The organism is Dactylosporangium vinaceum (genome assembly GCF_019904175.1).
Taxonomy (GTDB): Bacteria; Actinomycetota; Actinomycetes; order Mycobacteriales; family Micromonosporaceae; genus Dactylosporangium; species Dactylosporangium vinaceum.
In genome coordinates this window covers 5570501-5588845 of the sequence record NZ_CP061913.1, presented here as the reverse complement: position 1 = coordinate 5588845, position 18345 = coordinate 5570501, and the positions used below count along the sequence as shown (strand labels likewise).

Here is an 18345-nt window from a genome sequence, read left to right as displayed (position 1 = left end):
GCGGATGGCGGCCGCAGCACGAGCACGGCAACGAGATCCGGGTGCGCGGCACCTGGCGATGCGCCGCCCGGTGTGCGCGGTACACCCGCAGCGGTGTGCGGCGTTCAGCCGTGCCACTGGCGCCAGAGTCTGGCGTAGGGGCCGTCGCGGGCTATCAGGTCGTCGTGGGTGCCGAGCTCGGTGATGCGACCGCCGTCCATGACGGCTATGCGGTCGGCGTCGTGGGCTGTCTGCAGGCGGTGCGCGATGGCGATGACCGTGCGGTTGTGCAGGACGGCGGCCAGGGCGCGCTCGGCGGCCCGGGCGGCGCCCGGGTCGAGCAGTGCGGTGGCCTCGTCCAGGATGACCGTGTGCGGGTCGGCCAGCAGGACGCGGGCCAGGGCCAGCTGCTGGGCCTGGGCGCCGGTCGGTGGGTGCTCGCCCAGGTCGGTGTCGAGGTCCAGGGCCCAGTCGGCGCCCACGGTGTGCAGGGCGGCGCGCAGGCGGTCGTCGGGAGCCGGGACGATGAGGTTGTCGCGGACCGTCTCGCGGAAGACGTGGTGCTCCTGGGTGACCAGGACGACCTGCCGGCGCAGGAGGTCCGGGGGCAGGTCGGCCACGGCGACGCCGCCGACGGTGACGGTGCCCGTGTGCGGGCGGTCCACGCCGGCCAGCAGGCGGCCCAGGGTGGACTTGCCGGCGCCGGAGAGCCCCACGATGGCCAGGCGCTCGCCGGGCTGGACGGTCAGGTCGACGTCGTGCAGGACGTCGGGGCCCCCGGCGTACGCGTACCGGACGCCGCGCACCTCGATGCGGTCGCTCGCCGGGGCGGTCGTCGCGGTGGCCGGCGCGGGCGGGACGGCGGCCAGGCCCTCGACCCGGGCGAACGAGGCGCTGCTGCTCTGCAGCTGCTCCAGCCAGATGAGGATGCTGTCCATCGGGCCGATGAGCTGGCGCAGATACAGGGTGGCCGCGACGACCGTGCCGAGCGTGATCCGGTCGTGCTGGTAGAGCAGGCCGCCGATGAGCAGGATCAGGACGACGGGGATGTTGTACGACGCCTCGGCGGCCGGGAAGTACACCGACCGCAGCCGCAGGGTGGCCAGCCGGCTGCGCTTGGTCCGGGCGATCGCGGCCCGGCCCACGGCCAGGCGGGAACTGTGCAAACCGAACGCCTCGATGGTACGGGCACCCGCCGTCGTCGCGGCCAGCTCCTCGGCGAGCTCGGAGTTGGCCGCGCCCTCCTCCAGGTATGCGGTGCGGGCCCGGCGCAGGTACCAGCGCCCGGTGACCACGATCCCCGACAGCCCGAGCAGCCCGGCCACGCCGAGCAGCGGGTCGACGACGAGGACCGCCCCGACCAGGAACAGCGCCTGCATCGCGGCCACGAACACCCCGGGCATGATGTCGCGCAGCGTGCCGGCGACGGCGTCCACGTCGGTCGTGCCGCGGGCGGCCAGGTCACCGGCCGGGACCCGCTCGATCACCGCGGCCGGCAGGGCCAGGGCCCGGCTCAGGAAGCCGGTGCGGATGCGGGCCGCGGTGCGCTCGCCGAAGCGGTACCCGAGCAGCAGCGCCGTCCGGGCGAGCAGCGTCTGGGCCAGGGCGCACCCGAGCACCGCCCCGGCCAGCAGGTCGATGCGGGCCTCGGCGTGCGCGCCGGTGACCGCGTCGACGATCCGGCCCAGCAGATACGGCGCGCCCAGGGCGGCCAGCGCGGCCAGCACGTTGAGCAGGAGCACGAGGGTCGCGGCCCGCCGGTCGGCCGCGACGAGCCGGGCGGCGGCCCGGACGACCTGACGGGTGTCCGCGATCGGCAGCGTGGAGGTGCTCATGCGTCCTGCGCGTCGGCGAACGTCCGGCTGACCAGGTCGCGGTAGCCCGGCTCGCGGTCCAGCAGTTCGCGGTGCGTCCCGGAGGCGGCGACCCGGCCGTCGACCAGATAGTGCACGACGTCGGCCCGGTCCAGCAGCACCGGCGAGGTGGTCGACAGCAGCGTGCCCCGGCCGGCCCGGGCCGCGGCCAGCCGCTCGGCGATCGCCGCCTCGGTGTGCGCGTCGACGGCCGACGTCGGGTCGGTCGCCAGCAGCATCTCCGGGTCCGCGGCCAGGGCCCGGGCCAGGCGCAGGCGCTGCCGCTGGCCGCCGGAGAGGTTGCGGCCGTCGCGCTCGATGTGATGGTCGAGCCCGGCGATGTCGGTGGCCACCGCGGCCCGGACGGCCCGGCGGACCGCGTCGTCGTCGGCTCCGGTGCAGCCGGCGACGACATCGCGCAGCGCCCCGGCGAACAGGTCGGCGTCGTGCTCGGCGACGAGCACGCGCGCGCGGACGGGCGGCTTGGCGACGTCCCCGATCCGGTACGGCCCCCAGGTGGCGTCGCTCGGCGTGTAGCGGCCGAGCCGGTCGACGATCGCGATGGCGTCGCCGGGGCGGGCCGAGGCCAGCATGGTCAGCCGCCCGGGCTCGGCGACGACACCGGACTCCGGGTCGCGCAGGACCGCCGGGCCCGGCGGGGCCGGGCCGTCCCCGGGAGCCTCGACGGGCAGGCGCAGGAAGGCGATGACCCGGCGGCCCGCGATCACACCCCGGCTGACGTCGCCGGCGCTGAAGATCAGCATCCAGGTGGGGACCACGAGGATCGCCACGTATCCGTAGACGGCGACGAGCTCGCCGGGCGTGAGGTCACCGCGGACGGCCAGGCGGGCCGCGAGCCAGGTGACGGCGGCCACGAAGATGGTCGGCAGTCCGTCGCCGAGGGCGCTGATCCAGCTGAGCGCCCCGCCCATGCGATAGCCCTCGGCGCGGACGGCGTCGGACTGGTGGGAGTACCGCCGCAGATGCAGGTCCTTGCCACCGAGGCCGTTGAGGATCCGCAGGCCGCCGAGCACGTCGACAAGCCGCGCGGCCAGCCGGCCCTGCTGCTCCCGGTATTCGCCGCCGGCGCGGTTGAGCCGTTGCAGCAGCGGTCCGAGCACCAGGGCCAGCACCGCCACCCCGCCCGCGACGACAAGCGCGATCATCCCGGAGACGCCGGCGAGCAGCGTCATCACGACCGCGTAGGCCACGACCGCCCCGACGCCCGGCCCGGTCACGGTGAGCGCCCGCGCGACGAGCCACACGTCACCGATGCCGATGGTGACGACCTCACCCGCGGTGATCCCGCGCGGCAGCGCCGCCCCGAGCGCCACCCCGTGGGCCATGACCGCGTCCGCCGTCCGCAGCGCACCGTCCAGCCGGATCTTGGTCATCGTCCGGTGCCGCAGGATGCCGAGCGCCGCGTTGGCCAGGCCCACCACGAGGATCGCGGCGGCCCAGAACAGCAGCGGCCCGGTCTGCCTCGGCCGGATGCCACGGTCGACGGCCTGCGAGATCAGGTACGGAGTGACCGCCAGACTGATCATCCACAGCGAGCTCCAGAGCGCGCCGAGCGCGACCCGCCACTTCTGCCGCCACGCCAGCCATCCAAGAAACCGCCCAGGCCCCCGTGTCCACATTCGTTCATCATGTCCGATGCCTCCGCCGAGGCCGAACCGGTTTCTCACGATCGAGCGATCCGCCCGTCGAGCCGGTGCCCACCATCCGGGTTCGACCCGTCGGCACCGGCCGCGCCGGGAGCGGATGCGGGGCCGGCTTGTTTAGGCGCTCGGCGTAGCGGGGAGTGCAGGGGTCATGGGACTCATCGTCGCACTGCTCGTGATCTGGCTGGTCCTCGCCGTGCTCGGCGTCGTGATCAAGGGTCTGTTCTGGTTGTTCATCGTCGCGCTGATCCTCTTCGTCGCCACCGGCGTCTTCGGCTGGCTGCGGCGCCGGACGTAGCTCCTAGCGGCCCGCTTCGAGGTCCCGGTCGAGGGTGGCCAGGAAGCGCGAGAAGTGCGGGTCGAAGCGGCCCGGATCGGCCGCCGCCAGGTCGTCGCGGGTCCACCAGCGCACGGCGTGGAACTCGCCGGGGTCCGGGTGCAGCGGCTCGTCGCCAGTGCAGACCAGGAGGTACCAGAGACTGACGTCCGTGTGGCGGTCGGGCCCGCGCGTGGGCGTGACGGTGAGCAGGCTCGGCGACCGGGCCAGACCGGCGCCGCCCAGGCCCAGCTCTTCCCGGATCTCCCGCCGCGCGGTCAGTGCGGGGTCCTCATCGACCTCGACGTGACCACCGGGCGGGAGCCACAGCCCGGCAATGACGTGGTCGGCGAGCAGGACCCGACCGTCCGCGGCGACCGGCACCACGTAGGACACCAGGTGCTGCGGCGGCGTCGCCGGCTTGACCCGGCGGAACACGTCGTCGGTGCGCGCGAGCCAGGCCAGCGCCGCCGCGCGGTGGGCGGCGCCGAGCTCGTCGAGCGGTGAGAGCCGGGACACCAGGTCATGGACGAGCGCCACGGACTTCCGCATCCGGCAATGCTGCCACGGGCCCGGGCGACGGCGTGGCTCAACGCACGGTGGCGGCCCCGACGCCGGCGTGCGCGTCCGCCGGCCGGACGAGGACGGCGTGGACGCACCGCAGCACACCCCCGACCGCGCGCTGCCGGCGGCCGTGCAGGTTCACGAGCACGTCGAACGGCGCACAGGGCCTGTCCAGACCCCGACCGGCACACGGAGCGCCCGGCCGCGCGGCCCGGCCGGGGCGGCGACGGGCGTGCGGAAGCCGGGCGGGCCGGGCGGGCGGGCGGGCCTACGGCGTCAGGACGAGCTTGCCGTGCAGGCCGCCGGCCAGCACCCGGCGGTGGGCCTCGGCCGCCTCGGCCAGGGGCAGGGTGGCGGCGACGCGGGTCAGCAGGGAGCCGGCGGCCACCTGGCGGACCAGGTCGGCCAGCAGGTCGTGGTCGAGGCGGATGAGCTGGAGGTCCTGGCGGACGCCGCGGCCCGGGACGATCGCCGGGGTCGGGCGGGTCGCGACGACGACGCCGCGGTCCTGGACGGCGGCGGCGGCGGGCTCGCCGAGGGGCACCGCGTCGAACACCGCGGCGACCGGGCCGAGCGCCGTCAGGTCGGCGGAGCGGGAGACGACCTCGTGCGCGCCGAGGCTCTGCACCCAGGCCTCGTCGCCGTCGGCGGCCTGGGCCAGGACCCGGTAGCCGCCCTGGACGGCCAGCTGCGCGGCGAACCCGCCGACGCCGCCGCTCGCGCCGGTGACCAGGATGGTGCTGCCGGCCGGGAAGAGGCCCGTCGAGATGAGGGCCAGGCCCTGGTGGGCGGTCTGGGCGTTGAGCGGCACGGTGGCCGCGGCCGCGAAGTCGAGCGTGTCGGGCAGCGGGACCAGCCAGCCGGTGTCGGCCGCGACGAACTCAGCGTAGCCACCCGGGTTACCGCGGGTGAGGTACCACGGAATCATGCCCGCGACCCGGTCCCCGACCTGGAGCTCCGTGACGCCGGGGCCCACGGACGCCACCTCGCCGGCGATGTCCCAGCCGGGGCTGAACGGCAGCGGCACCGGCCCGCGGGGAATCTCGCCGGTGGTCGAGGCCACGTCGGCGGGGTGCACGCAGACCGCGCGGACCCGGACAACCACCTGCCCCGGCCCGGCCTCCGGGTCGGGCAGCTCAGTGACCTGCAATACCTCAGGACCGCCGATCGCGGTCGCGATGACCCCCAGCACGCGGTCCACTCTAGACGGTGATGGTGACGCTGTGGATACAGGGCCGCCGCTTTCATCGAGCCATGGCAGATCATCGACACCTCAACCGCCGCGGCGTCCTGCTGGGCGGCGCCGCGGTGGCCGGCGCGCTGTGGACGGCGCCCGCCGCGGCCGCGACCGACCCCGACCAGCTCTTCCGGCAGGGCCGCTTCGACGAGGCCGACCGCGGCTACGCCCGCCGCCTGCGCGCCGACCCGGGCGACACCCACGCGCGCGGCCAGCGCGGGTACATCGCCCTGCTCCACAACCGCTTCGCCGACGTCGAACGGCTGCTCACCCCGCTGGCCGGCAGCGATCCCGTCGCCCGGCAGCGCCTCGCCGAGTCCTATGTCCGCCAGGACCGCTTCGACAGGGCCGCACCACTCTCGGAAGGGCCGTTGTCGAAGGTGTACGCCCAGTTGGGCCCCAACCCCTGGGAGGTCCTCGGCACCCGGCGCACCCGCGTGCCGTTCCTGGGCCTCGACCCGCTCCCGCACGTGGCGGCGTCACTCAACGGCGGCCCGCCGCGCCCGATGCTCATCGACACCTACGCGGTCCTGACGCTGCACACGGTCGAGGCCGAGCGGCTCGGCCTGCGGGTGCTCGCGACGGCTCAGGGGGTGCTCGGCAACCGGCCCGTCACCCTGCACCTCGGTGTCCTCGGCTCCCTCCGCCTCGGCGACATCGAGCTGCGCAGCCTGCCCGTGCAGTGGGCGGACCTGGACCTGCCCGCGCTGCCCGACGGCTCGCCTCCGGCCGGCGTCCTCGGCACCACCGTCCTGTACCACCTGCTGTCCACACTGGACTATGCCGGCGGCGCGCTGCTGCTGCGCCGCAAGGACGAGCCCGCCCCGTACACCACCAACCCGCTCCCGCTCTGGCTCGCCGGCGACCACTTCCCGTGCACGCTCGGCACCCTGCGCGACTACGGCCCGCGGGTCGTCACCCTCGACACCGGCGGCGTCGGCCACGGCCTCGACACGACGGCCGAGATCGCCGAGCGGGCCGGCATCCCCGTCGACTACGCCCATCCGGAGCAGGTCGAGGGCACCGACGTCTACCCGATCCGCCCCGACCGCATCGCCCTCGGCCGCGCCGTGGCCCGCAACGTGCGCGGCAACGCGGTCGCGGCGCTCTGGCCGGGGCTGCCGGGCCCCGGCCAGTCGGCGATGTTCGGCTTCGACGTGATCGCCAACTTCACCCACGAGTACTTCAGGCGCTTCAGCGTCACGTTCGACTACACCGCGATGCGGCTGTCGGTCAATTGAGCCCGTCGAGCGGCCGGGGCAGACGCCGCCCGCAGAGCGCGAGCAGCAGCTCCTGGGCGGGCGCCCGCACCGGCCGCCCGGCCCCATAGGACCAGTCCAGATCCAGCGCCTGCAGCTGTACCCCACGCAGGTCCACGCCGAAGAACGCCACACTGCGCGGCGTCACACCGCCGAGCACGATCGCCAGGCGCTCCAGCGGCACCCGGCGCTGCAGCCCGAGACCGGCGGTGATGTCGAGCCCGTGGATGACGTCGTGGGACAGGGCGCCGGCGGTACCCCCGCCGAAGGGTTTCCAAGGATGGGCCGCATTGTCCCGCAGCAGCGCCGTCAGCTCGGCGGCGCTCATCCGCGCGGCGTCGCGCCGGGCGGTCCGGTCGGCCATGCGGTTGAATCGGCCACCGGCCTTCACCAACTCCCAGACGACCCGCCCGCCGGACATCCGGAACGGCTGCGTCATGTGGGCCACCACCTCCCGCACCCGCCACCCGTCACAGAGCGTGTCCGCCTCCCACTGCGCCTGATCGAGCCCACTGAGCAGCTCCGCCAGCTCGGTCCGCTCCGCCTGCACGTGCCGTTCGATCACTGTCCGTCTCCCATCGCGAGGTTGCAGAGGGGATACGGACCGGCCGGGCGAAACTCATCGCCGGAAACGTTCCCCCGCGCCTCACAGCGGGTATCGGGCCGCCGAGAGCAGTCCGAAGCCGGGCCGACCTACGGGCGCCACGGCCGCGATATCCGGGAGGTGTCGGATCACCCCCATGACCGCCGCGACCACTGCGCGCCCACCGCAGCGCGCCGCCGACCTGGCCTGGGCCGCCGCCCACGCGACCGCCCGGGCCGCGGCGCACCCGCTCGCGCCGCGGCCGGTCCCGATCCTGGCGGCGGCGGGCCTGATCCTGGCGGCGCCGCTCATCGCACAGCGCGCCGCCCCGGCCGCGGACACCGCCGCGATGGACGGCTACGCGGTCGCCGGGCCCGGACCGTGGCGGCTGACCGGCCGCCGCCTGGCCGGGGAGCGCGCACCGGCGCCGGCCTTGGCGGCGGGCCGGGCCGTCGAGATCGCGACCGGCGCGACCGTGCCGGCCGGGACCGACGCGGTCCTGCCCTACGAGGACAGCGCCGTCGACGGCGGGTTCGTCACCGGCACGCCCGGGCGCCCGCACATCCGCCGCGCGGGTGAGCACGGCCGCCCGGGCGATCTGCTGCTGCCCACCGGCCGCCCGGTCACGCCGGTGGCCGTCGCGGCGGCGCTGCAGTTCGGCGTGGCCGAGGCGCCTGTCGTGCCGCGCCCGCGCGTGGCGCTGCTGATCACCGGCGACGAGGTGGTGCTGACCGGATCGCCCGGCCCGGGCCAGGTCCGCGACGTGTTCGCCCCGCTCGTGGACGCGCTCGTCGCCCGCTGCGGCGGTGCCCCGACCGCGGCCCGGCTCGTGCCCGACGACCGCGACGCGCTGCGGACGGCGCTGCGCACGGCCGGGGCGGACGTCGTCGTGGTCTCCGGCGCGTCCTCGGCGGGCGCCGCCGACCACCTGCACGCCGTCCTCGACCGGCTGGGAGCGGTCTGGCTCGTCGACGGTGTCGCCTGCCGCCCCGGCCATCCGCAGGGCCTGGCCGCCCTCCCCGACGGCCGCTGGGTCGTCAGCCTGCCCGGCAACCCCGGTGCCGGTCTCGTCGCCGCGCTCACGCTCCTCGAACCGCTCGTCACCGCCCTGGCCGGCCGCCCCGAGCCGCCCCCGCACACCGCCCCGGTCACCGACGCGCTGCAGCGCCGCCCGGGCTGCACGCACATCGTCCCGGTCACCGTGGCCGACGGCGGCCCGGCCCGGATCGTGCCCGGCGCGGGCTCGGCCGGCCTGCGCGCGGTCGCCGCGGCCGACGCCCTGGCCGTCATCGACGACGCCTGGCAGCCCGGCGCGCCGGCCCGGCTGCTCACCCTGCCGTAGGGCGGATCGCCCAGGGCCTAAGGTCGGGAGGTGGCGGACGAGCGGCTGGAGGCGTACCGGACGGAGCTGACCGGGTACTGCTACCGCATGCTCGGGTCCGGCTTCGAGGCCGAGGACGCCGTCCAGGAGACGCTGGTGCGGGCCTGGCGGGCGTTCGCGCGGTACGACGGCTCGCGGGGGTCGGTGCGGACCTGGCTCTACCGGATCGCCACGAACGTGTGCCTGGACATGCTGCGCAGTGCGCAGCGGCGCAGCCTGGCGGTGGACCTCCGGCCGTTCGGGACGCTCCTGCCGGCCGAGCACTGGGTGTATCCAATGGCCGATGAGCGGGTGCTGGCGGCGGAGGAGCTGGCAGTGCGGCGAGAGACGGTGCGGCTCGCGTTCGTGGCGGCGCTGCAGCATCTGCCGGCCCGGCAGCGGGCGGTGCTCATCCTGCGCGATGTGCTCTGCTGGTCGGCCGAGGAGGTGGCGGGGCTGCTGGGGACGTCGACGGCGGCGGCGAACAGCGCCCTGCAGCGGGCCCGGGCGACCCTGCGCGCGCACCCGCCCGCGCCCGGCGACCCGTGGCGACCCGAGGACGCGGGCCAGCGGGAGCTGCTGGAGCGGTACTGCACGGCGTTCGAGCGGCACGATGTCGCCGGGCTCGTGGCGCTGCTGCACGAGGACGCGACGATGACGATGCCGCCGTTCGCCTGGCTCCTGCGCGGGCGGGCGGCGATCCGGGCCGCGCTGGAGGACCCGCAGGCGTCGTGCGCGGGGGCGCGGCTGCGGCCGGTGCGGGCGAACGGCTCCGCGGCCTTCTGGCAGACCCGGCCCGGTGCCGGTGGCGCGCACGAGCTGTTCGCCCTGGTCGTCCTCGACGTCGTCGGCGAGGAGATCACGGGGATCACGACGTACCTGGAGCCGGAGCGCCTCCGGCCGCTGTTCTCCACCCCGGCCGCGGATGTGGGCGGCCTGGAGCCCCCGGCCCGGGCGTCAGTGGTCAGCTGAGCCAGACCACAAGTCCGTCTCCGGCGTCCGCCGTCACGCGGAAGTACTCCACCAGGTCGCGGTAGTACGACCGGATGTGCTCGAAGATCAAGTCGGCGTCCGACCGGTCGAAGACCGGGTAGAGATCGGCGGCGGCGAGGTCGGCCGCCGTGACCCCGGCGATCAGCTGCTCGAACGAGAGCGCGTCCATAAACTCGGCGGCGAGCGCGACCCGCTCGACGGTGAGCAGCCGCGCCGGCCCGTAGCCCCAGTCAGCCTCGGTGAACTCCTCCTCGCCGAACACGACGCCGACCGGGCACCCGGCCCGCTCCAGCAGGAACCGCAGCACGTCCCACAGCCGATCGGTGCGGTGCAGCCGCTCGACGGCCAGCTTGCCGTCGGGGCTCTGGGGCGCCTCCAGCTCGGCGTCCTCGAGGTCGTCGGAGTACTCCATGGCCCAGTCCGGGTCCTTCCGGGCCCGCTCGATCTCCAACGGCGCGAGGCGCAGGTAGTTGCCGTTCATGCTCATGGCACTCAACGCTAACGGGTGCCCGGCCGGGCGGCCCCGCCGCCGCCGCGAAAGCCCCCGCCGGGTGCCCCGGTCCGGCCCCGGCACCGGACCGGGCTCGGTAGCCTGCGTTGGTGGGCGACATCTGGGACGCCGCGGCCGCGACGTTCGACGACGAGCCGGACCACGGCCTGCGCGGACCGGCGGTGCGGGCCGCGTGGACAGCGCTGCTGGCCTCGGTGCTGCCGCAGTCGCCGGCCGCGATCGTCGACGTCGGCTGCGGCACCGGCAGCCTGGCGCTTGTCGCGGCCGGGCTCGGCCACCGCGTGGTCGGCCTGGACCGCTCGGCGGCGATGCTGCAGCGGGCCCGGCAGAAACGTGTGGAGCAGGGGGTCGCACTGCCGCTGGTGCGCGGGGACGCCGAACGTCCGCCGTTCGCGCCCGGCTCGTTCGACGTCGTGCTGGTTCGTCACGTGCTGTGGTCCGTCGAGCACCCGGCGGCGACCGTCGCGCGCTGGATCGAGCTGCTGCGCGGGCCGCACGGGATGCTCGTGCTCATCGAGGGGCGGTGGTCGACCGGGGCGGGGCTGAGCGCGGCGCAGTGCGCCGCGCTCGTCCCGCGGGCCCGGGTGCGCCGCCTCGACGATCCCGGGCTGTGGGGTGGGCCGGTCGGCGACGAGCGTTACCTTGTCACGTCGCGAACCGCCAGACCTTGATACCCGCCGCGGCGATGCAGATCAGGTGGGTGCGGCTGGAGCTGCAGCCGGTGACGGTGCCGATGGAGCCCAGCGGCACCGGGTCGCCGTCGAGGGGGGCCAGGCCGGCCACCTCGCGGTCCTGGCCGCTGTTCGGCTTGGCGGTGAACACCAGCGCGGACTGGCTGGTGACCCAGGTTACCCGGCCGGCCTGGGCGCTGGGCTTCAGCAGCTGGCGGCCCGACGGGTCGATGACGGCGCTGCGGTCCTCGGCGGTCGCGCCGGAGAGGACGAGCAGGGTCCGGTCGCCGACGACCTGCACGGTGTCGGCGGCGCCGTCCTGGCGCCAGACGACCTGCCGACGCTCGGTGTCGAAGCCGACGAAGTATCCAGGGTCCTCGGTGCTCTCCTTGAAGCAGATCCAGGCCTTGCCGCACACGAACGGCGGGCCGATCCCGACGCGCTGCGGGGTCTTGTAGATCTCCGTGGTCGGGGTCGAGTCGGTCAGGTTGGTGGCGCGCAGCGCCTTCAGCGTCGTGTGGTCGGTCGTGTACAGGATGCCGTCGAGCGCGGTGGCCATCATGATGCCCACGGTGCCGGGCTTGTCGGCGCCGGGGCGGCGGGCCTTCTCCACGCCGGTGGCCAGGTCGCGCAGTATGGCCGTGCCGTCCTCGGTGAGCTGCACGAACTGGTCCGTCGCGAGCACCGCGCCGCCGAGGGAGGCACGGCCGGCGGCGGCGGGCCGGCCGGAGCCGTGCTGCATCGGCAGGCTGTGCACGATCCGCGACGCCGGGTCGGGCACGGTCCAGCGGACCTCGCCGGTGGCGTAGTCGTAGCCGCGGGTCTGCCCGTCGGTGCGGGAGGCGATCACCAGGGTCGACACGCCGATGATGATGTCGTCGGCCTCGAAGTTGTCGACGTCGACGTGCAGGAGGGTCCGGCCCGTCCTCGGGTCGAGGGCGAAGATCGCGCCGTCGGGCTTCGTGCCGTCGTCGTTGCGGCCCATCACCAGCACGTAGCCGGGGTGGTAGTAGACCGCGGCGAAGTCGGCGAAGGCGGCGAGCTTGACCGGGCCCCAGGCGGTGGCCCCGGTGGGCAGGTCGATCGCGGCGACGGTGGTCTGGCCGCCCGGGCCCGGCCAGCAGACGAACGCCCGGTCGCCGATGGTCGTGCTCGTGCCCGGCACCGGCGTGCCCGCGGTGCCGAGCGCGATGCCGGTCGGCACCGGTGTGAGCGGCTGGAACTTCGGCACCGGGTCGGTCTCGACCGGGGCCGGCGGGGTGGTGACGCGGTCGGCCGGCGGGCCGCCGCGGGGCAGGCCGAAGCCCAGCGCGATCACGACCGCGGCGACGGCGGCGAACGCGGTGGCCGTGACGAGCACGGCGTTGCGGCGCCGGCGGCGCTCGCCGCGGTGGCGGGCGGCGGCCGGGGGCGCGGCGGGCAGGGTGTCCGCGTCGTCGCGCAGGGCCGCGAAGTAGGACTCAAGCTCCGTGGACATGGGCACCCCCGGCGTTCGTCGCGGTGTCGGCGGTGAGCAGCGCGGCCAGGGCCGCGCGGCCCCGGGTCAGCCGGGTCTTCACGGTGTTGAGGTTGGCCCCGGTCTCGGCGGCGATGTCGGCCAGCGAGCGGTCCAGCAGGTGGTACAGCACGACGGCCTGGCGCTGCTCGAACGGCAGCAGCCGCAGTGCCGCGACGAGCAGCACGGTCTCCTCCGAGGGCGGCGCGACCGGCGGCAGCGGCGGTGCGCTGGCCGCGGCCGCCCGGCGGACCAGCAGCCGCCGCCAGCGGTCCTTCACCAGCCGGCTGATGACGAGGCGTAGCCACGCCTCGACGTCCTCGTACGCGCCCACCCGGCGCCAGTGCTGCCAGGCCCGGGCGTACGCCTCCTGGACGAGGTCCTGCGCCTCACCCGCGTCCCCGGTGAGCCCGAAGGCATATCGCGTCAGCCGCGGCACCGTGCCGCGGTAGAACGCATCGAACATCTCGGCCGTCATCACACCAGAGACACGCACCGGACCCGGCCGAAGTTTCTAGCGCGGGTGAAGTTCGAGGTAGGCCGTCCAGACCTTCTTCGGGACGGTCATGATCCAGGCGTCGACGACGAGCTCCTCCAGCTCGTCGACGCCGAGCTGCGACAGCCACGCGCAGGTCCAGTTGTACCGCAGGTCGCCCGCCGGGGGCAGGAAGAACTTGGCGGGGTCGGACTCCACGAGGGCGTCGCGGGCATCTTTCGGGTACCCGAAACCGATGCTCGTCTCATCGCGCGACAACGCCGCGAACACGATCGCGCCGACCCGCCACTTGATGCGGTCGCGCACGACGACCTCGTAGGCGCGCGGCAACGTCGAGGTGACGGCCCGGACGTCCTCGACTCCGGCCACTGCCGTTCACTCCCTCCGGTCGATCCGGGTCATCATCTGCCCGCCGGCTGGCGGTGGACCCGGAGGCCACCGGGGAGCCGCTGCCGGCGGGGGCCCGGACGGCGCCGGGCCCCCGCGGCACGACGCCTTACGCGAACTGGGCCAGCAGGGCCGCGGGGGCCGGCTGGGTCTCGCCGGCGGCCGGCTTCTTGATGGTGACCGGCTTGCCGAAGTCGCTGAACGTCTGGGTCGACGTGGTGGCCGGGATCTGGCCGGCGGCGGGCATCTTGACGGTCAGGCCGGTCAGGTAGCCGTCCGCGCCGACGGTCGCCTCGAAGGGGATGGCCTTCGCGGCGTCGCCCATGGACTGGATCAGCTGGGCACCGACGGCCGGGATGTTGCGCTTGGTCGCGTCGAAGGTGCCCTTGAACGAGGTCGCGCCGGTCTTCTCGGCCGTCACGACGGCGTCGGTGAAGTTCTTGATGTTCGCCGGGTCGTCGGGGCTGCCGAGGCCGAGCTTGCTCAGCGACGTCTTGGAGCCGTCGATGTACATCCACTTCTTCGCGTCGACGCCCGGCAGGGGCAGGTCCATCTTCAGGTACATGTCGGTGTTCACGACGAGCATCTGCGCGTTGATGGTCTGGCCGGCCGCGGTGATGACCATGGTGGCGCTCGTCGCCTTGGCGTTGGGGTCGGCCGCGCCGGTGATCTTCGTGCCGCCCGCGCCCGCGGTGTCGGTGGACGCGGTGTACGTCATGCTGACCGCGGCGAGCTTCTTGAACGCGGCCGTCAGCTCGGCCTTGGCGTCGGCCGTCGGCGAGGGGGCCGCCGCCGAGGTGGCCGGGGCCGCCGCGCCGGGCGTCGCCGCACTGTCGTCCTTCTTGTCGCCGCAGGCCGCGGTGACGGCGAGCGCGCCGCTCAGCACGACGGCGAACAGCGCACTTCTGCTGGACTTCATTGTCGTTCAGTTCCTCCCGTGACGGGTCCGGAGCTCGCGGAGGGGCCGCTCACTCAGCAGACACAGTGCGACGCCCACGGTGCCGGACCTTGCGCAGGCATCGCGGGCGGCTCTGTGCCGCACCCGGCGAGGATAGACAGGTCGGTCAATCGGGGAACAATGCGGTCAGGCGCGGCAGGGCCCGGGGGCCGCCGCGCGGTGGCGACGGCGGGTGGACCGGCGGGGCCATCGCCGCGTCGAACGCCTCGACGTCGCCCGTGAGCTCGCGGTATGCGGTCCGCGGCGCGGCGAGCAGCGCCGCGCAGCCGAGCCGGCCGGAGCCCTCGGCCATGCGCCGCACCAGCGGCAGGTCGGCCAGCGAGTCCGGGTCGTCGACGGCGGCCGAGAACGCGGCCCGGCCCTGCAGGATGAGCCCGGCCCGGAAGTCGCGGAAGCCGTCGTCGCCGCAGCCGCCCTCGATGAGCCCGGCGGCCGTCCAGAGCGGCTCCAGGTAGGCCATGTCGAGCACGTCGGAGAACAGCCGCGCAAACTCGACGATCTCCGCGGGCGAGAGCTGCCGGAGCCGGTCCATGACCACGTCGGGGCGCGGCTCGCCCACGTCCGTCAGGGCACCCGACACGAGGTGCCACCACCGCGCGTTCTCCACGCCCGGCAGTCTACGAGCTAAGGTGCGGATCGTGACGACTTCGCACGACCCCAATGCGCTGCTGGATGCCGATGGCGGGCTGCCCGAGGCGCGACCGCCGTGGCCGGCCCGGGACAAGCTGCGCATTACGGCGGTACGGCCCGTCGTCACCGCCCCCGAGGGGCTCCCGCTGGTCGTGGTGAAGGTCGAGACGAGCGAACCCGGCCTGTACGGCCTGGGGTGCGCCACGTTCACCCAGCGCTACGCGGCGGTGGCGGCGGCGGTGGCCGAGCACGTCGGGCCGCTCGCGGTCGGGCGGCATCCGGCCGACATCGAGGACATCACGCGCACCGTGCACTTCTCGTCGTACTGGCGCAACGGGCCCGTGCTCAACAACGCCCTCTCGGGGCTTGACCAGGCGCTGTGGGACATCGCCGGCAAGCGCGCCGGGCTTCCCGTCTACGAGCTGCTCGGCGGGCGGGTGCGCGGGGGCGTCGAGGTGTACACCCACGCCTCCGGCAGTACCACCGACGAGGTCCTGCTCGAAGCCGAACGGCTCATCGAGCAGGGCTACCGGTGCATCCGGCTGCAGCGGGCCGAGCCGGGCCTGGGCAGCTACGGCGCCGCCGGCACGGGTGGGCACTACCCCGGGTCGCCGAACCCGGACGGCTGGGACCCCGAGCGGTACCTGCGCGGCTGCCCGTCGCTGTTCGAGGCCGCCCGGGCGCGCCTCGGCTCCGGGATCAACCTCATGCACGACGTGCACAGCCGGCTGACGCCGAAGCAGGCGATCGTGCTGGCCCGCAGCCTGGAGCCGTACGGCCTGTCGTTCCTCGAGGACGTGATCCCGCCCGAGCACTACGACCGGCTGCCCGAGGTGCGGGCGGCGTCCCCGGTGCCGCTCGCGGTCGGCGAGCAGGTGGGCTCGGTGCCGGACGCGGCCCGCCTCATCCGCGACGGCGGCGTCGACCTGATCCGCCTGCACACGTCGGCGATCGGCGGTCTCACACCGACCCGCAAACTCGCGGCGCTGGCCGAGCTCTGCGGCGTGCGCACCGCGTTCCACGCCCCCGCCGACGTCTCCCCCGTCGGCGTCGCGGCCAACCTCGCCGTCGACGTCTCCAGTCCGGCGTTCGGGTTCCAGGAGTCGCACGAGTACAACGAGGCGACCCACGAGGTCTTCCCCGGCTGCCCGGACGTCGTGAGCGGGTACATGAACCCTTCCGACCGGCCCGGCTGGGGCGTGGACCTGGACGAGCGCGAGGCGGTGAAGTACCCGCCGACGAAGTTCCTCTTCGACCGCTGGGCCGCCGTGGTCCGCCGCCCCGACGGCGCGCTGGAGGCGCCGTGAGGGTGCTCGTCACGGGCGCGAACGGGAACATCGGCCGCGCCGTGTGCGCCCGGCTGGCCGCTGAACAAGCCTCGATCGCCGCACTGGTACTGGCCGAGCCCGCGCCCCCACCGGCGAGTGCCTGGGTGATCGGCGACGCCGGCGACCCGGACACGGTCCGCCGGGCCCTCGGCGACGGCGTCGACGCGGTCGTCCACCTGGCGGCCATCCCCGCCCCGACCCTCGGCACCCCGATCGACGTCTTCGCCGGCAACACCCGCGCCACCTTCAACGTCCTGGAGGAGTGCGCCCGGGCCGGCGTGCGCCGCGCGGTGATCGCCAGCAGCTACTCGATCCTGGGCCTGCCGTTCGCGCCCCGGGTGCTGCACCCGGCGTACTACCCCATCGACGAGTCGACCCCGCTGCAGATCGAAGACCCGTACTCGCTGTCCAAACAGGTCGACGAGGCCACCGCCGCCATGATGCAGCGCCGCTACGGCCTGGACATCGTCGCGCTGCGCTTCCCGTTCACGGCGGGCGCCGACCGGATCGCCGCCACCGCCGCGGCGACCCGCGAGGACCCGTCCCGGATGGCCGCGGACTCCTGGTCGTACCTCCACGTGGACGACGCCGCGGCGGCCGTGTGGCTGGCCTTGACCAGACCCGTGACCGGCGTGCACCCCCTGCTCCTGGCCGCCCCGACCACCCTGGCGGACCGGTCCACAATGGACCTGATCGCCGAGTATCATCCGTCCACTGTGCTCAACCGCCCGATCCCCGGCCGGGACACCCCCATCGACACCGGCGCCATCGAACGGCTGCTCGGCTTCCGGGCCGGCTGGACGCTGTAATCGCCGGGGGCACGATATGTCGGGCGCCGGCGCGCCTCGGCATATCGGACTTATACCCCGTCGGCGGATTCATGGTGCCATGTCGAATCTTGTCGGGTCGATGGAACGGGGTGGAACGCACCTCAGGTGTGACTGTCATGCTGCTGGAACTGGAGTCGCGGCCGGGCAAGGCGCGGTCCGCTCGGCTGAAGCTCACCGACGAGGCCGCCGACGTCAACGGGGTGGTGTTCGCCTGGCGGGACGTCACGCGGCTGCTGTACCGGGCCGTCGATCAGCACGTGAACGGCTCGTACCTGCACACGACGTTCACCGTCGGGCTCGGCGACGCCAAGCGGACCGCCACGTTCATGATGACCTCGGGCACCACCGGGGCGCTGAAGACGAAGATCGACCACGAGACCCGCAGCGCGTACCAGCACCGGTGGGGGCAGGCGGTCGACGTGCTCGAGCGCTACGCCGGGACGCGCATCGCCACCGAGGCCGTCGACGCGGTCCGGCGCGGCACCCCGGTCGAGCTGGCCGACGTGCGCCTCGACGGTGCGGGCATCCACCGGGGCAGCCTGTTTCGCAAGACGATCGCCTGGCCCGAGTACGCCGGGGTCAAGCGCGAGAACGTCTACCTCCACCTGCTGGCCGACCGGGCCGGCAAGACGCCCAAGGCGCGGATCTCGGTCCCGAACGGGTCCTGGAACGTCGCCCTGCTCCCCCGCGTCCTCGACGCTCTGCACGGGCTGCGGACGGCGGGCTGATCCCCCGCTCGCCGGCGGGGTGCGAGCCGGCCGGGCGTCAGGCCGGCGGGGTGGTCCAGGGGCCGACGCCGGTGATGCGGCCGATCCGGTACCGCACGATGTACCCCGGCCCCTTCGGCGCGGGGAAGCCGGCGTCCGGGGCCATGTACACCTTCGTCAGGCGGTCCAGCAGGTCCCAGGCGCCGGCCTCGCTCGGCTCGACGGTGGCGTGGGCCTGCAGGACGGCGTAGTGGTTCAGGAACACGTCGGGCGTGCGGGGCGCCGTGAAGGACAGGGCCACGCGCGGGTCGCGTTCGATGTTGCGCAGCTTGCGGTACCGGGACATGTGCCCGCTGACGAGGTCGTCACCGTCCAGGCCGACCCAGATGACCGTCACCTGCGGGCTGCCGTCGGGGTTGATCGTGCTCAGGTGGACGAGCGGGCCGGACTCGATCAGGGCCCGCAGGTCGGGCGGCAGCGTGCTCACGGCAACTACCGTAGCCAACATCGGTCATCGGTTCGGG

20 protein-coding genes are annotated in these 18345 nt (G+C 74.5%); 8 read left to right on the top strand and 12 right to left on the bottom strand.

The window, feature by feature from the left end; all coding sequences use genetic code 11:
- Window positions 1-104: 104 nt before the first annotated feature.
- Together Dvina_RS24970 and Dvina_RS24965 are read right to left on the bottom strand one after the other, a co-directional pair.
- Window positions 105-1814, bottom strand: coding sequence for an ABC transporter ATP-binding protein (locus Dvina_RS24970; RefSeq protein ID WP_223104879.1), 1710 nt, complete (start codon window positions 1812-1814; stop codon window positions 105-107).
- Window positions 1811-3472 carry an ABC transporter transmembrane domain-containing protein gene (locus Dvina_RS24965; RefSeq protein WP_223104878.1) on the bottom strand — a complete coding sequence of 554 codons (1662 nt, stop codon included), beginning with the start codon at window positions 3470-3472 and terminating at the stop codon, window positions 1811-1813. Before Dvina_RS24965 ends, Dvina_RS24970 begins: the two co-directional genes overlap by 4 nt.
- Window positions 3473-3647: 175 nt before the next feature.
- Between Dvina_RS24965 and Dvina_RS24960 the strand changes: the two genes are divergently transcribed.
- Window positions 3648-3794 carry a hypothetical protein gene (locus tag Dvina_RS24960; protein ID WP_223104877.1) on the top strand — a complete coding sequence of 49 codons (147 nt, stop codon included), beginning with the start codon at window positions 3648-3650 and terminating at the stop codon, window positions 3792-3794.
- Between the two features lie 3 nt (window positions 3795-3797).
- On the opposite strand, the gene Dvina_RS24955 is transcribed toward Dvina_RS24960, so the two are convergent.
- The gene (locus tag Dvina_RS24955) at window positions 3798-4364 is read right to left on the bottom strand and encodes an NUDIX domain-containing protein (RefSeq protein ID WP_223104876.1); all 567 of its coding nucleotides are present in this window, start codon (window positions 4362-4364) and stop codon (window positions 3798-3800) included.
- Window positions 4365-4644: 280 nt separating this feature from the next.
- Window positions 4645-5568 carry an NADP-dependent oxidoreductase gene (locus Dvina_RS24950; RefSeq protein WP_223104875.1) on the bottom strand — a complete coding sequence of 308 codons (924 nt, stop codon included), beginning with the start codon at window positions 5566-5568 and terminating at the stop codon, window positions 4645-4647.
- Window positions 5569-5630: 62 nt separating this feature from the next.
- On the opposite strand from Dvina_RS24950, the gene Dvina_RS24945 reads away from it, so the two are divergent.
- A complete protein-coding gene (locus tag Dvina_RS24945) occupies window positions 5631-6854 on the top strand; it encodes an aspartyl protease family protein (RefSeq protein WP_223104874.1) in 1224 nt (407 codons plus the stop codon).
- Here the strand turns inward: Dvina_RS24945 and Dvina_RS24940 are convergent.
- Entirely contained in the window at window positions 6847-7437 is a 591-nt protein-coding gene (locus tag Dvina_RS24940) for a maleylpyruvate isomerase family mycothiol-dependent enzyme (protein WP_246656423.1), read from the bottom strand. The genes Dvina_RS24945 and Dvina_RS24940 overlap by 8 nt on opposite strands.
- Window positions 7438-7612: 175 nt before the next feature.
- Between Dvina_RS24940 and Dvina_RS24935 the strand changes: the two genes are divergently transcribed.
- Both Dvina_RS24935 and Dvina_RS24930 read left to right on the top strand, forming a co-directional pair.
- Entirely contained in the window at window positions 7613-8797 is a 1185-nt protein-coding gene (locus Dvina_RS24935) for a molybdopterin molybdotransferase MoeA (protein ID WP_223104873.1), read from the top strand.
- A 30-nt stretch (window positions 8798-8827) separates the two neighbouring features.
- On the top strand, window positions 8828-9787 hold the full coding sequence (locus tag Dvina_RS24930) for an RNA polymerase subunit sigma-70 (protein WP_223104872.1): 960 nt from the start codon (window positions 8828-8830) through the stop codon (window positions 9785-9787).
- On the opposite strand, the gene Dvina_RS24925 is transcribed toward Dvina_RS24930, so the two are convergent.
- A complete protein-coding gene (locus Dvina_RS24925; RefSeq protein ID WP_223104871.1) occupies window positions 9780-10295 on the bottom strand; it encodes a YfbM family protein in 516 nt (171 codons plus the stop codon). The genes Dvina_RS24930 and Dvina_RS24925 overlap by 8 nt on opposite strands.
- A 113-nt stretch (window positions 10296-10408) precedes the next feature.
- On the opposite strand from Dvina_RS24925, the gene Dvina_RS24920 reads away from it, so the two are divergent.
- Entirely contained in the window at window positions 10409-10990 is a 582-nt protein-coding gene (locus Dvina_RS24920) for a class I SAM-dependent methyltransferase (protein WP_246656422.1), read from the top strand.
- Here Dvina_RS24920 and Dvina_RS24915 read toward each other — a convergent pair.
- The 5 genes from Dvina_RS24915 to Dvina_RS24895 form a co-directional block, all read right to left on the bottom strand.
- Window positions 10965-12467: an outer membrane protein assembly factor BamB family protein gene (locus Dvina_RS24915; protein ID WP_223104869.1), complete on the bottom strand. Its 1503-nt coding sequence runs from the start codon at window positions 12465-12467 to the stop codon at window positions 10965-10967. The genes Dvina_RS24920 and Dvina_RS24915 overlap by 26 nt on opposite strands.
- A complete protein-coding gene (locus Dvina_RS24910; RefSeq protein ID WP_223104868.1) occupies window positions 12451-12963 on the bottom strand; it encodes a sigma-70 family RNA polymerase sigma factor in 513 nt (170 codons plus the stop codon). The genes Dvina_RS24915 and Dvina_RS24910 overlap by 17 nt, the downstream gene beginning before the upstream one ends.
- Window positions 12964-12999: 36 nt before the next feature.
- Window positions 13000-13350 (bottom strand): MmcQ/YjbR family DNA-binding protein, encoded by a 351-nt coding sequence (locus tag Dvina_RS24905; RefSeq protein ID WP_223104867.1) that lies wholly within the window; start codon window positions 13348-13350, stop codon window positions 13000-13002.
- A gap of 127 nt (window positions 13351-13477) precedes the next feature.
- The gene (locus Dvina_RS24900) at window positions 13478-14287 is read right to left on the bottom strand and encodes a hypothetical protein (protein WP_223104866.1); all 810 of its coding nucleotides are present in this window, start codon (window positions 14285-14287) and stop codon (window positions 13478-13480) included.
- Window positions 14288-14432: 145 nt separating this feature from the next.
- Window positions 14433-14933, bottom strand: a complete 501-nt coding sequence (locus Dvina_RS24895; protein ID WP_246656421.1) for a DUF4240 domain-containing protein — start codon at window positions 14931-14933, stop codon at window positions 14433-14435.
- A gap of 31 nt (window positions 14934-14964) precedes the next feature.
- On the opposite strand from Dvina_RS24895, the gene Dvina_RS24890 reads away from it, so the two are divergent.
- The 3 genes from Dvina_RS24890 (at window position 14965) to Dvina_RS24880 (ending at window position 17842) form a co-directional block, all read left to right on the top strand.
- Window positions 14965-16263: an enolase C-terminal domain-like protein gene (locus Dvina_RS24890; protein ID WP_246656420.1), complete on the top strand. Its 1299-nt coding sequence runs from the start codon at window positions 14965-14967 to the stop codon at window positions 16261-16263.
- Window positions 16260-17093 carry an NAD-dependent epimerase/dehydratase family protein gene (locus Dvina_RS24885; protein WP_223104863.1) on the top strand — a complete coding sequence of 278 codons (834 nt, stop codon included), beginning with the start codon at window positions 16260-16262 and terminating at the stop codon, window positions 17091-17093. Before Dvina_RS24890 ends, Dvina_RS24885 begins: the two co-directional genes overlap by 4 nt.
- Window positions 17094-17230: 137 nt before the next feature.
- Window positions 17231-17842, top strand: coding sequence for a hypothetical protein (locus tag Dvina_RS24880; RefSeq protein ID WP_223104862.1), 612 nt, complete (start codon window positions 17231-17233; stop codon window positions 17840-17842).
- A gap of 37 nt (window positions 17843-17879) precedes the next feature.
- Here Dvina_RS24880 and Dvina_RS24875 read toward each other — a convergent pair whose 3' ends face one another.
- Window positions 17880-18308, bottom strand: a complete 429-nt coding sequence (locus tag Dvina_RS24875) for a PPOX class F420-dependent oxidoreductase (protein WP_246656419.1) — start codon at window positions 18306-18308, stop codon at window positions 17880-17882.
- Window positions 18309-18345 lie beyond the last annotated feature (37 nt).